The sequence below is a fragment of the Streptomyces armeniacus genome (assembly GCF_003355155.1).
In the GTDB taxonomy this organism is placed as follows: domain Bacteria; phylum Actinomycetota; class Actinomycetes; order Streptomycetales; family Streptomycetaceae; genus Streptomyces; species Streptomyces armeniacus.
Genome location: NZ_CP031320.1, coordinates 944,928 through 957,826, shown reverse-complemented (window position 1 = coordinate 957,826; position 12,899 = coordinate 944,928). Strand labels below are relative to the sequence as shown.

The window sequence follows — 12,899 nt, the reverse complement described above, 5'->3', positions numbered from 1 at the left end:
CGAACCGCCCGTACGGCGCCCTGTGTCAGCGCAGCACCGTGAGCAGCGCCGCCTCCGCCGTGTCCGGGTCGGGGTGTGCGCGCAGGGCGTCCAACTGGCCGTGCCACCACGCCTGGTGCGGGCTGCGGACGGCGACGCTCCGCACCAGCGCGAGCGCGGTCAGCCCGGCGGCGGGGGCGGCGCTGGCCCGGAGGGCGGCGACGACCTGCCGTGCGGCGCTCTCCACGTCCGGATCGCCGCCGTCGAGGGTGAACGTCCGGGCGTCGGACAGCCGTTCCACGCGGCCGGCGGCGAGTTCCATGGCACGCTGCCAGCCGCCGGTGTCGGCGACGCCGTTCCGGAGTGTGCGGTACGCGCTGCCGAGGGCGGTCTCGGCGGCGCGGCCGCGCAGTCCCGCGGCGAGCAGCGCCTCGACCACGGCGGCGCGGTCCGCGGCCTGTTGGGCCGGTGAGCCGCGGCCGTTGTGGACGATCTCGGCTGCGAGGTCAGCGAGCCGCCGTACGGCGTCCGCGTCCCGTTCCGTACGGGCGCCCGCCGCCGTGTCGGCGGCACCGTACGGGCAGGCGCGTTCGCGCAGCCGCCGGAGTGTGTCCCGCAGCGTCTCCCGGCCGGCGTCGCCGGCCAGGACGCCGAACTGCCGTACCGCCGCCCGCCACACCGTCAGCGGCCGCTCCGTCCCGGACATCACCTCCGTGACCGCGTCCAGGGCGTCGGACGCGCCGGGCGGCACCCATCCCGGCAGCGCCGTACAGGCGGCTTCCGCCGACGCGTCGTCTGCCGTACGGATCAGCCCGGTCAGGAAGTCCCCGTAGGCCGCGCGGGCCTCGAACGGCACCGTCAGGGCGGCACGCGGAACGACCGCCGTACGGATCGCCGGTTCGGCGATGCCCGCGGTGAGCCGTTCCGCCACTCCGGGGCGGGCGATACGGGACACCAGCTGCCGCGCGAGCGCCGCCCGTACGTCCCCGTGCTGGCCGGGCGCGTCCCAGGCGGCGCAGAGTTCGCGCAGTGCGGCCTCTCCGGTCAGTTCGCCGAGCGCGCGGGCGGCCTCCTTCCGGCTGCCGACGGACGCGTTCGTGTCCCGCGCGGCGGCCCCGAGGACCGCGAGCGCCGTGCTGTCCGGCAGCCGTGCGGCGACGCTCCGGACGGCGGCCAGGGCCGCGCGTCCGCGCGCTCCGCCGCTCCCCGTGTGCCCGAGAAGCTCCCGCAGCCGCGCCTCGGCGCCACCGTCGCCCGCGAGGGCTCCCTCGCCCGTCTCGCCCAGTGCGGTGAGTGCGGCGGTCGCCACCGGCAGCGGCGCCTCACGTGCGAGGCGCACCAGCGCGTCCGGCGTGCGCAGCCGCAGGGCCGCGTCCGCACGGGTCCGCAGCTCGGTGTCCTCGTCCGCGGCGGTGCGCGCCAGCCACCGCTGCCAACGGTCCCGCTGGTCGGGCCGCCATCTGCCGGTGACGGACGGCGGCAGCCGCAGGAGCCCGCGCGACGCGTCCGAGAGGGGCGCACCTTCCACTCCCCCGCCGCGTACGGAAGTCGGTACGGCGTCCTCGGAGGCGTCCAGGACCGCGTCGAGGACGGTGTCCAGCAGGTCCGTGCGCCGGGTGGCCACCGTACGCAGCGCGACGCCGTCGCCCAACGCCAGCCCCGTGGCGAGCAGTTCGGCGCACCGCGCCTCCCGGTGTGCTGCCGGGCGCAGCCAGGACGGTACGGCGCGTGCCGCCCACTCCGGCCCGTGCGCGCCCCGTACGGCGCCGCCCAGCAGGGTGTCCAGCGCGGGCAGTGCGTCCAGCCGCCGGGCCAGCAGGCCGGCGAGCGGCACGAACACCCGGGGCCGTACGGCCTGTTCGCCGGGCACCGCCGCCCACAGCCCGGCGGCGGCCGACGGGGTGAGCCGCAGCGGGTGCACGGGGCCGCGCCAGCGCGGGTCGTCCACCACCCGGCAGAGCAGCAGGGCGGTGCGGGCGGCCCGTTCGAACGCGCCGCCCTCCGCGGCGTGTTCGGCCGTACGGCGCAGCCACAGGGCGGCGGCGCCCAAGGTGCCGCCGCGGGAGTCGCCGTACTGGACGGTGGCGGCGACGGCCTCCCGCAGCACCTGTTCGGGCACCGCGCCGAGGAGGGCGGGCCGCGCCGCGGCGGCTTGGCGCAACGTTGCGGCGCGCACCTCGTCCCGGTCGTGCCAGGCGCGTTCGCAGGAGCCGAGCACGCGGGCGTACTCCTCCGGCACGGCGTTCAACTGGGCGCAGGCGAGCAGGGCCTGCCAGGAGCACGCGCGTTCGTGCGTACGGTGGCTGCCGGTACCCGTCCGCAGCAGCTCCTCCGCGTCCGCGAGGGGAGCGGTCGCGGCCTGGCCCAGCCGTACAGGCGATGCGTAGGGGCGGTCCCGCAGGTACGGCCGTACCAACTCGCCGCGGTCCGCAGCCGACAGAGCCGCGAACGCCCGCAGGCTGCCGCGTGCGGGCCCGCGCCGCGCCAGGTGCGGCTCGACCAGGCGGCGCCGTTCGGCGGGCGGCAGGAGGGCGAGCAGCGGGTGCGGCCGGTTGTCGAGCCGGCCGTCCGCCGCGAACGGGCGGTAGGGCACTCGGCACCGGCCCGCCAGCTCCGCCAGCTCGTCGGGTGGCAGTGCGCGCAGGGCGCGCAGCACCGCGCGGGGCAGCCGTTCGGTGGTGATGTTCAGGGTTCCGCCGCCGGCCGTACCGGCGCCGGCGAGGGCGCGGGCACCGCCCCGGCCGGCGGGACCCTGCCGCCGGAGCACGGCGAGCACCGCGCCGGGCCGGCGCAGCAGCGCCGTGCCGCCGCGTCCGTCGAGCAGCGCGGGGGCGCGGTCCAGCAGCAACAGCCCCGCGTCGGTGTCGCGTTCGGCGATCACGGCTGCCAGCAGGCGGTGGCGGCGGGTGAAGCGGTACGGGGCCGCCGCCGCGGCCGTGTACTCCGCCGCGAGCCGCTCCGCGACCGCCGCGGGCGCCGTACGCGCCAGGCTGCGCAGCACTCCGTCCGGCGCGCCCGTGCGGGGCAGCCAGGCGGCGGCGACGGCGGGAGTGCAGGCGGGCAGCAGCCGGGACGCCTCGGCGGGTCCGTGCCGCGCGTGGACGCGGGGCAGCAGCCGGGCGGCGAGGCAGGTGCGGCGGCTGAGCCGCAGCACCCGGAAGGTCTCGTGCCGCACCTCCCGTGTCCCGCCCGACGCGAGCCGGGACAGGGCCGTTTCGGACACCGGCAGCCGGATGGCGGCGGCGAGGGCTCGGCGGCGCAGCAGGGGGTCGTCGAGGGCGGCGTGCACCGCGTCGAGGTCGCGGCGGGCGACGGCGAGGAGGAGACCCGTACGGCGGTCGTCGGGGTCACCGGCGTCGAGGGCGGTGCGCAGCGCGGCGTACGCGTCGGGGCCGAGGGAGCGGGCGTGGCGGGCGAGGGCGCGCGTGCGGTCCGGGAAGGGCAGCGGGCCGAAGCGGGCACAGAGCTGATCCGGGGTCAGCGGGCCTGCGGGGCCGGGCGGCGGTGCTGTGAGCGGCCGCCGTCCGGAAGGCTGCGGCTCGGGCTGAGGCGCCTGCGGGTGTTCGTTGTGGGCCATCGGCGATCACCGGGAGATCGCGAGGCCGTCCTTTCCACGTGTCATGCGCCAAGGATGGGCGATGCCGTCCGTGCACGCCAGCAGTTTTCCCGCTGGCGTGCACGGACGCCGGGTCAGTGCCTACGGGTCCCCCGAGGGCTCCCGACAGGCCCGGACTCCGGGACCGTCAGGCCACGTCTTCCATGGCCGGGTAGTAGCCACCCGACTGGCCCGCGGCGGTGGGGTGGTACGAGTCACCGATGGGGAAGGTGACGCTGTGCAGCCACTCGTCGGAGGAGCAGATCTCGTGGCCGGTGAAGTTGCCACGCACGTCGGCGAAGTCGAAGCCGTGGTCAGCGGCGCGCTTCGCGGTGACGTCGTTCAGGGTGCCCGCCACCTCGTTGATGGCGGCGCGGGACTTCTCGCTGAGGCCGACCGAGCACTCGCCCTCGAGCTTGTACAGGTTCGGGTAGCCGAGGACGACGACCTGCGCCGACGGCGACTTCCCGGAAATGGCGTCGTACACGGCGTCGAGCTTGCCGGGCAGGGTGCCATTGATGTACGAGGTGGCCTCCTCCATGCGCGTCAGGCAGGCACTTTCGCCCTGCAGCACGCACGTGGTCATCGCGTCGGCGAATCCGGCGTCGTTCCCCCCGACGCTGATGCTGACGAGACCGGTCGACTCGGTGAGCGGGCCGAGCTGGTTGTTGATGACGTCGTCCGTCACGGCGCCGGAGCAGGCCGTGAAGTCGAACGAGGCAGGGGAGTTGGCGTTCGCCCAGAGATGCGGGTAGGCGTTCGCGCTCCGCTTGCAGTTGTCGTCTTCGTAGTCGCCGGCACCGACGCCCGAGGAGTAGGAGTCGCCGAGTGCCACGTACGCGGGAGCCGCTTCAGCCGAGTCGGCGGAAGCAACACCGCTTGTCAGGGTGGTCAGTCCGAGGAAGACGGACACGGCGGTTGCCGTGGCCGCCCATCTGTGCAGCTTCAATGGAGCCTCTCATGGGTGACATGGAGAACTGCTGGTCGTACTGAGTAGTAGCAGCGCTGAGAGGTCCAGAGGAAGTGGGCCGCTGACTATTTCACTCAAGGCCACCTGGATGAACGGACATATGTGCGGACCTTTGTGACGTCAGTTCAGGAGATCGATTTGTAAAGCTTCTTGCCTTCGCCTGCCGTCAGGCTGCACGTGACGGTCCGCATGCCGAGGCTCACACCGGTCGACTTCGGGTACTGCACGAGCGTTCCCCCGACCGACGACTCGCCCTCGGCCGCATCTTTCATCGGGATCTTGCAGACAGCGTCCGCCTTCTTCCGCACTTCGGCGTCGGTGTCGTATTCGCCTGCCAGCTTCTCCTGGTGGACGACTTCGGCGTCGTGCGCGGCGGAGCACTCGACGGGGTCACCCTGGCCCTGCTTGCCCTCCGGGAGGTCGAAGCAGTCGCCGACCTCCATCTGGTACGCGGGCCGCGGGCCGTCCGAGGGCGTCGGCATGATGTCCTCGAAGTCGCGGGGGCTCTCCTCGTCCGTCGGGTAGTCGTCCGTCGGAAGACCGTCCGTAAGGTCGTCGTCCGGGAACTCCTCCGTGGCGGAGTCGCTCGGTGCCGGTTCGCGGCCCTCGGCGGTGCCCGAGTCGGTCGGTGTCGCCGTGCCTGCGGCCGTCGGCTCCTTGTCGTCGTCGCCGCCGCGGAAGACCGCCACGGCGCCGGCTGTCAGCGCCACGGCGACGACGGCGGCCACCACGATGGCGACGACCGTTCGGCGGCTGTCGCGGGGCGGCGGCGGGGGCGGAGGGGGCCAACCGCCGGGCGCGGGCGGCCCGAAGCCGCCTCCGCCGGGCGGCCCGAAGCCACCGGATCCGCCCCCCGGAGAGCCGCTGCCGCCCTGTGGCGGGTAGTTGTGGAACGGTGGCTGGCCAGGCGGCTGGGACGGCGGCGGAGGCGGAGGCGTCGACATGGACTCACTCTGTCATGCCACGCTCACCCAGAGCGACCGGAGATCCGTCACACGGGCCGGCCGATTGACGCGAGGAGAGCGATGAGCAACCCCGTTTACTACGAAGACGTTTCACCCGGACACGGCACCCTCCCGGCGCGGGCCTGGACCGCCGGGTCGGACGCGCGCCGGCTGGACCTGAGCGGCGACTGGTCCTTCCGCCTGTCGCCGACCGCCGAGGGCGGCGACGAGGCGTTCACCAAGGACGGGTACGACCCCTCGGGTGCGCCCGGCTGGCACACGCTGACGGTGCCGGGCCACTGGGTGCTCCAGGGGCACGGCGCGCCCGCGTACACCAACACCCGCTACCCCTTCCCCGTCGATCCGCCGCGCGTGCCGAACGAGAACCCGACCGGCGACCACCGGCACGAGTTCGACCTGCCCGGCGACTGGCCGGAGGGCGGTGAGGCGCTGCTCCGCTTCGAGGGTGTCGAGTCCTGTGCGCGGGTCTGGCTGAACGGCCGGGAGCTGGGCGACTTCCAGGGCAGCAGGCTGCCGCACGAGTTCGCGGTCGGCGAGCTGCTGCGGCCGCGCGGGAACGTGCTCGTCGTACGGGTGCACCAGTGGTCGGCGGGCAGCTACCTCGAGGACCAGGACATGTGGTGGCTGCCCGGCATCTTCCGCGAAGTGACCCTGCTGCACCGCCCGGAAGGCGCGGTCGCCGACTTCTGGGTGCACGCAGGCTACGACCACACGGACGGCAGCGGCCTGCTCCGCGCGGAGTGCGGGCAGCAGGCGCGGCTGTCGGTGCCGGAGCTCGGCGTGGACATCGTTGCCGGTGAAGAGGTGCGCCTGCCGGTGGAGCCGTGGACGGCGGAGACGCCGCGGCTGTACGACGCCGTGCTGAGCACCGCGGGCGAGTCCGTACGGATGCGGATCGGCTTCCGTACGGTGGTCATCGAGGACGGTGTGCTCAAGGCGAACGGCAAGCGCATCCTGTTCCGCGGCGTCAACCGGCACGAGTTCCACCCGGAGACCGGGCGGACCGTGGATGAGGAGACGATGCGCCGCGACCTGGTGCTGATGAAACAGCACAACATCAACGCCGTACGCACCAGCCACTACCCGCCGCACCCCGCGTTCCTCGACCTGTGCGACGAGCTGGGCCTGTGGGTCATCGACGAGTGCGACCTGGAGACGCACGGCTTCACACACCTGGACTGGCGCAACAACCCCGTCGACGACGACCGTTGGACGCCCGCCCTGCTGGACCGCGCGCGCCGGATGGTGGAGCGGGACAAGAACCACCCCTCCGTCATCATTTGGTCGCTCGGCAACGAGTGCGGCAGCGGCGCCGGGCTCGGCGAGATGGCCCGGTGGATCCGCGAACGCGACCCGTCGCGGCCGCTGCACTACGAGAACGACCACGACTTCCCGGACTCCGACCTGCACAGCCGGATGTACCCGCGGCAGTCGGAGGTCGAGGAGATCGGCCGGCGCGAGGGCGCGGAGAAGCCGTTCGTCCTGTGCGAGTACGCACACGCGATGGGCAATGGACCGGGCGGACTGAGCGAGTACCAGCGGCTGTTCGAGAAGTACGAGCGCTGCCAGGGCGGCTTCGTCTGGGAGTGGACGGACCACGGCCTGCCGCAGCGTACGGAGGACGGCCGCGAGTTCTTCGCGTACGGCGGCGACTTCGGCGAGGAGGTGCACGACGGCAACTTCGTCTGCGACGGCCTGGTCTTCCCGGACCGGACCCCCTCCCCCGGGCTGACCGAGTACAAGAAGGTGATCGAGCCCGTACGGATCACGGGTGACGGCACCGCCCGTACGCTCCGGGTGAGCAATCTGCACGACTTCGCCGACCTGTCCCATCTCGCCCTGGAGTGGAGCTACGAGGTCGAGGGCGAGGCGCTCGCCGGCGGCCGGCTGCCGCTGCCGGACGTGCCCGCGGGCGAGTCGGCGGACCTGGAGCTGCCGGTGCCGCCGCGGACCGGCCAGTCCGGGGAGGCGCAGTGGACGGTACGGGCGGTGCTCGCGGACGACACCGCCTGGGCGCCGCGCGGCCACTGGGTGGCGTGGGCGCAGCTGCCCGCAGTGCCGCCGGCGCCCGCCGGCGTGCCGTACGCCGGCGCGGAGGTGGCGCCGCGGCGCGACGGGGCATCGCTGGCGCTGGGTCCGGCGCTGTTCGACGCGGCGACCGGCGCGCTGACGCGGCTGGGTGACGTGCCCGTCGAGGGGCTGCGGCTGGACGTGTGGCGGGCCCCGACCGACAACGACGAGGGCGCGCCCTGGAAGCCGGGCTCCGGCCCCGGCCCGGCCTGGCGGCGCCTCGGCCTGGACCGGATGCGGCACCGGGTCGACGCGGTGGAGCCGGACGACACGGGCGTGACGGTGCGCACGCGTGCCGCGCCCGCCGCCACCGACCTGGGCCTGCGGGTGGTGTACCGCTGGACGGCCACGGCCGAACTCCTGCGGCTGGACGTGTCCGTGGACCCGGAGGGCGAGTGGAACTGCCCGCTGCCGCGGCTGGGCGTACGGTTCGGGCTGCCCGCCGCGTACGACCGCGTGCGGTGGTTCGGCGGCGGGCCCGGCGAGGCGTATCCGGACACCCGGGCGGCCTCGCTGGTGGGGCACTGGGAGGAGACCGTGGACGGGCTGCAGACGCCGTACGTGCGTCCGCAGGAGAACGGCGCCCGTGCGGACGTGCGCTGGGCGCGCCTCACCGACGGCTCCGGTGCCGGACTGCGGGTCGCCGCGGGCACGGCGCACTTCTGGCTGACCGCGCGCCGCTGGACGAGCGAGCACCTGGACGCCGCCGCGCACACGACCGACCTGGTGCCGGACGACACTGTGTACGTGAACCTCGACCACGGGCAGCACGGGATCGGTTCGGCGTCCTGCGGACCGGGCGTGCTGCAGCGGCACAAGCTGATGGTCGCCCCGGCCCGCTTCGGCTTCACCTTCGCCGCCTTGACAGGTGACGGCGAAGGCTGATCCGTACGGGCGGTGAACGGCCGCGGAGGTGGCGCGGTTGGCGCGGCGGCACGGGGCCGGCGCGTACAGCAGACCTAGCGCTTGACCGCGACGCCTCCGTAGCCGACGTACTGCCGCAGCTCCTCGGGACCGGGAACCGGGCCGTCCGGGCGCCACAACGGCACCTGGACCAGGCCCGGTTCGAGCAGTTCGAAGCCCTCGAAGAAGGGCAGCACCTCGGCGTGCGAGCGGAAGGTGAGGCTGGCGGTCGCCTTGTCGTAGACGCTGCCGGCCTCGCTCAGCCCGCCGTCCTCGCTCCGGAAGTCGTCGGTGACGTGGGAGAGCACCAGGCAGCTGCCCGCCGGGAGGCGTTCGGTGAGCGCCGCGACGATCCCGGCGGGGTCCTCCGCGTCCCGCACGAAGTGCAGGACGGCGAGGAGCATCAGCGCGACCGGCCGCTCGAAGTCGACGAGTTCCCGCATCGTCGGGTGGTCCATGATCGCTTTGGGATCGCGGAGGTCGGCCAGCACGAAGCCGGCGTTGCCGTCGTTGGTCAGCTTGGCGCCGGCGTACGTGGCGACGATCGGGTCGTTGTCCACGTACACGACGCGCACCCGGTCGGACACCTCGGCGGCGACCTCGTGGGTGTTGGGCGAAGTGGGAATGCCCGTGCCGATGTCGATGATCTGGTGGACGCCGCTCTCGACGACGGTCCGCACCGCACGGTGCATGAAGTCGCGGTTGCCGCGGGCGACGACCCGGATCTCGGGGGCGAGTGCGAGGACGCGGTCGGCTGCCTCGCGGTCCACCTCGTAGTTGTCCCGCCCGCCGAGGTAGTAGTCGTACATGCGCGCGGGGTGCGCCTTGGTGGTGTCGATCTGGTCTGGGCTGAATCCTGTGTCGGACACGCCGTTTCTCCGTTCCGTGCTGCCGGTCGTTGACTTCCGGTTTCAAGCGAGCAGGAAGTCGGCCTCGCCGGCTTTCGCGCCCCGTATGAAGTTCTGGATCTCGTCGTGGGGGTAGATGAGCGCCGGGCCGTCGGGGTCCTCGGACTGGCGCAGCGCCACCCGGCCGTCCTGCAGCCGGAGCGCCTCGACGCAGCTTCCCCCGTTCCCGCCGCTCCAGGGCTTGCGCCAGCCCTCGCGGCCCAGCTGCCCGGCGGGCATGCCGTTGTATATCCGATCCATCGTTCAGATCTCCTTGCGCAGAGCACTGAGGAGAGCCTCGGTCCGGTGAACGGGTGCGGCCTGGCTGCACATCCGGTCCAGAGCCTCCAGAAACGCGGACACGTCGTCGCGTTGGTCGAAGTACACGGCACCGACCAGGCTTTCCGAGCAGGCGACGTCGGGGAGCTCGTCGATCGGGAAGCGGAAGAGGTGGAAGGGGCCGTACATGGCCGGGTGGGAACCGGCACTGAACTGCATGATCTGGAGTCTCACGTGCGGCTGCCGTACGGCCTCCAGCAGACGGTCGAGCTGCTCGGCCATCACGTCCGGACTCCCTATGGTCCGGCGCAGCACGGTCTCGTCCAGCACCGCCCACAGCAGCGGCGGCTCGTCGCGGGTGAGGATGGCCTGGCGCTCCATGCGGAGCGCGACCTGCCGCTCGATCTCCTCCTCCGGCGCGTGCGCCATGCCCGCGCGCAGTACGGCGCGGGCGTAGGCGGGTGTCTGGAGGAGTCCGGGCACATAGTGCGGCTCGTATGCACGGATAAGGTGGGATTCGCTCTCGAGGCTGACAAAGGCGCTGAACCACTCGGGCAGTACGTCGCGGTAACGGTGCCACCAGCCGGGCTGGTTCGCTTCCCGGGCGAGGGAGACGAAACCGTCGATTTCCTCCTGTTGCGTCACACCGTATGTACGCAACAGCTTCTCGACATACGGAATACGAAGGCCGACTTCGGCCTTCTCCATCCTGCGGATAGTGGCGTGCGTCACATCGAGGGCCCTGCCTGCCTCTTCGTACGAGAGGCCCGATTTCTCCCTCAATTGCTGCAATCGTTTACCCAGCACCACCCGCAGGACGGTGGGGGCACCGCCACCCGCACGCGAGTCCGCCACTATCGCCCGCCTCCAACTGCCGTCATGAAAACGCAGTTTGACACGAACGCCCCGGGCAACGACAGGCGGTTCGAACGATTCTGTAATTTGCAGCCTGTTCCTTGCCATCCGCCACCGACGGACCCCATAGTGGACCGGTGGCTTCCCCCCATGAGGCACTTCCCCGCGAGTACCGCCCCGGCAGCACCGCCGTGCGGCCACTCAGGGACGCGTTTCACCTCCCGGCGATCGACACCTCCGTCGCGGAGGCCCGGCGCCGTGTGCTGGAGCGGTTGCGCGAATGGGGCGTCACCGAGGACTCGTGCGGGAACGCACAGCTGCTGGTGTCCGAGTTGTTCACAAACGCCGTGCGGCACACGGACAGTGAGAAGGTCAGCTGCGAACTGTGGGTGATCGGCGTACGGCTGCGCCTCGAGGTCACCGACGAGGGCGGCGGACGCCCGCTGAGCCCGTACGCGGTGCCCGGCGTGGACACCGACGGCGAGAGCGGCCGCGGACTGCTCCTGGTGAGCGTCCTGGCCGACGAGTGGGGCATAAGGCCCGACGAGCGCGCCCGCGGGCACGCCGTATGGGCGGAGCTGCCCTGCGACCGTACGGTGCCGTAAGGCGTACGCACCGTCCCCCTGTCCTGACCTGGCGGCCGCGTGAGGCGTTACCCGCTCGCAACATGACAGGGCAGCGACAAGGTACGGCGGCAGTGGCAGGATGCGGCGAAGCTTGCCGATCTTGTCGGAAACTCCTTGGTCCTGCCGGGCAGTCAGCCGAGGCACCCACCCTCTGGAGGCACTGTGTCAGCCCATCGGACGTCACGTCGGTCCCTCCCCGCCCTAGCCGCAGCGTCAGCAGTGCTGCTGACCGCCACCGCCTGTACCAGTACGGAGAACAACGGCGGTGACGGCTCCGAGATCTCGCTGGTCAAGTCCGGCAAACTCACCACCTGTACGCACCTCCCGTACGAGCCGTTCCAGGTCAAGAAGGGCGGCAAGATCGTCGGCTTCGACGTCGACATCGTCGATCTCGTCGCCAAGGACCTCGACGCCGAGCAGGAGATCGTGGACACGCCCTTCGAGGGCATCCAGACCGGCGAGGACCTCAACGCCAACAAGTGCGACGTGGCGGCCGCCGGGATGACGATCACCGACGTGCGGGACGAGAACCTCGACTTCAGCAAGCCCTACTTCGAGGCCACCCAGGCCCTGATCACGAAGAAGGGCAAGGGCTACAAGACGCTCGCCGACCTCAAGGGCAAGAAGCTCGGCGTGCAGCAGTCCACCACCGGCGCGGAGTACGCCAAGGAGAAGGGCAAGGGCGTCGAGCGGGTCCAGTTCGAGGACCTCGCGCTGCTGCTGACGGCCGTCAAGACCGGCCAGGTGGACGCGGGCATCAACGACAACGGCGTGCTCTACGACTACGTCAAGGGCAACCCGGACACCGAGGTCACGGCCGAGTTCGACACCGGCGAGCAGTACGGCCTCGGCGTACGGACCGGCAACGACGCGCTGCGCAAGAAGATCAACTCGGTGCTGGCCAAGGCCAAGTCGGACGGCCGCTACGACAAGATCTACAAGAAGTGGTTCGGCAAGGCGCCCGAGGGACAGGACAAGTGACGCGGCGGCTGACGCGCCGCCAGCGCGCGCGGCTGATCCGCGCCGTCCAGTACGGGGTGCTGGTCCTCGGCCTGCTCGCGCTCGTACTGGCCGCGGACTGGGGCGAGATCCGGCGCGCGTTCTTCGACGTCGAGGTGGCGAAGGCGCAGTTCCCGGAGATCGTCAAGACGGCACTGGTCAACACCGTCGTCTACACGGTGCTCGGTTTCGCGTTCGGGCTCACGCTGGGCCTGGTCCTGGCGCTGATGCGGCTGTCGCAGGTGCCGCCGTACCGCTGGCTGGCCATCGGCTACATCGAGTTCTTCCGCGGCGTTCCCGCGCTGCTGGTCTTCATCGCGCTGGGCTTCGGCGTGCCGCTGGCGTTCCAGGTGGCGATCAACCAGTACGTGACGGTGATGCTGGCACTGGGCCTCGTCGGCGCCGCGTACATGGCGGAGACGATACGGGCGGGCATCCAGGCGGTGCCCAAGGGGCAGCTGGAGGCGGCGCGTTCGCTGGGGATGTCGCAGCAGCGGGCGATGGTCTCGATCGTCATCCCGCAGGCGTTCCGCATCGTGCTCCCGCCGCTGACCAACGAACTGATCCTGCTGACCAAGGACTCGTCCCTGGTCTATCTGCTCGGCCTGTCTCTCGGCCAGTACGAGCTGGCCAAGTTCGGCAGGGACGCGCTGAACGAGCACCGCAGCCTGACGCCGATCCTGATCGCGGGGCTGCTGTATCTGGTCATCACCCTCCCGCTGGGCCATCTGGTCCGCCGGCTGGAGGCCCGTACGGCGAAGGCCAGGTGAG

At 72.2% G+C, this 12,899-nt stretch carries 10 protein-coding genes; 4 read left to right on the top strand and 6 right to left on the bottom strand.

Annotated features, from left to right (window positions below):
- Positions 1 to 25: 25 nt before the first annotated feature.
- The 3 genes from DVA86_RS04080 to DVA86_RS04070 all read right to left on the bottom strand — a co-directional run bounded on the left by DVA86_RS04080 (position 26) and on the right by DVA86_RS04070 (position 5,488).
- Entirely contained in the window at positions 26 to 3,556 is a 3,531-nt protein-coding gene (locus DVA86_RS04080) for a hypothetical protein (protein ID WP_208875864.1), read from the bottom strand.
- Between the two features lie 166 nt (positions 3,557 to 3,722).
- Positions 3,723 to 4,523 (bottom strand): SGNH/GDSL hydrolase family protein, encoded by an 801-nt coding sequence (locus DVA86_RS04075; RefSeq protein ID WP_208875863.1) that lies wholly within the window; start codon positions 4,521 to 4,523, stop codon positions 3,723 to 3,725.
- 146 nt (positions 4,524 to 4,669) lie between these two features.
- Positions 4,670 to 5,488: a hypothetical protein gene (locus DVA86_RS04070; protein ID WP_208875862.1), complete on the bottom strand. Its 819-nt coding sequence runs from the start codon at positions 5,486 to 5,488 to the stop codon at positions 4,670 to 4,672.
- Between the two features lie 81 nt (positions 5,489 to 5,569).
- Between DVA86_RS04070 and DVA86_RS04065 the strand changes: the two genes are divergently transcribed.
- The gene (locus DVA86_RS04065) at positions 5,570 to 8,464 is read left to right on the top strand and encodes a glycoside hydrolase family 2 TIM barrel-domain containing protein (protein ID WP_208875861.1); all 2,895 of its coding nucleotides are present in this window, start codon (positions 5,570 to 5,572) and stop codon (positions 8,462 to 8,464) included.
- A 74-nt stretch (positions 8,465 to 8,538) separates the two neighbouring features.
- Here the strand turns inward: DVA86_RS04065 and DVA86_RS04060 are convergent, their stop codons facing one another.
- Genes DVA86_RS04060 through DVA86_RS04050 form a run of 3 tightly spaced genes read right to left on the bottom strand, consistent with a single transcriptional unit; the run spans position 8,539 to position 10,503 of the window.
- On the bottom strand, positions 8,539 to 9,351 hold the full coding sequence (locus DVA86_RS04060) for an SAM-dependent methyltransferase (protein ID WP_208875860.1): 813 nt from the start codon (positions 9,349 to 9,351) through the stop codon (positions 8,539 to 8,541).
- 42 nt (positions 9,352 to 9,393) lie between these two features.
- Entirely contained in the window at positions 9,394 to 9,630 is a 237-nt protein-coding gene (locus DVA86_RS04055) for a DUF397 domain-containing protein (protein ID WP_208875848.1), read from the bottom strand.
- Between the two features lie 3 nt (positions 9,631 to 9,633).
- Positions 9,634 to 10,503 (bottom strand): helix-turn-helix domain-containing protein, encoded by an 870-nt coding sequence (locus DVA86_RS04050; protein ID WP_208875847.1) that lies wholly within the window; start codon positions 10,501 to 10,503, stop codon positions 9,634 to 9,636.
- A gap of 137 nt (positions 10,504 to 10,640) precedes the next feature.
- Between DVA86_RS04050 and DVA86_RS04045 the strand changes: the two genes are divergently transcribed.
- The 3 genes from DVA86_RS04045 to DVA86_RS04035 all read left to right on the top strand — a co-directional run bounded on the left by DVA86_RS04045 (position 10,641) and on the right by DVA86_RS04035 (position 12,898).
- Positions 10,641 to 11,108 carry an ATP-binding protein gene (locus DVA86_RS04045; RefSeq protein WP_208875845.1) on the top strand — a complete coding sequence of 156 codons (468 nt, stop codon included), beginning with the start codon at positions 10,641 to 10,643 and terminating at the stop codon, positions 11,106 to 11,108.
- A 240-nt stretch (positions 11,109 to 11,348) separates the two neighbouring features.
- Positions 11,349 to 12,110, top strand: coding sequence for an ABC transporter substrate-binding protein (locus DVA86_RS04040; RefSeq protein WP_245996337.1), 762 nt, complete (start codon positions 11,349 to 11,351; stop codon positions 12,108 to 12,110).
- Complete coding sequence (locus DVA86_RS04035) at positions 12,107 to 12,898, top strand: amino acid ABC transporter permease (RefSeq protein WP_245996336.1); 792 nt, start codon at positions 12,107 to 12,109, stop codon at positions 12,896 to 12,898. The genes DVA86_RS04040 and DVA86_RS04035 overlap by 4 nt, the downstream gene beginning before the upstream one ends.
- Position 12,899 lies beyond the last annotated feature (1 nt).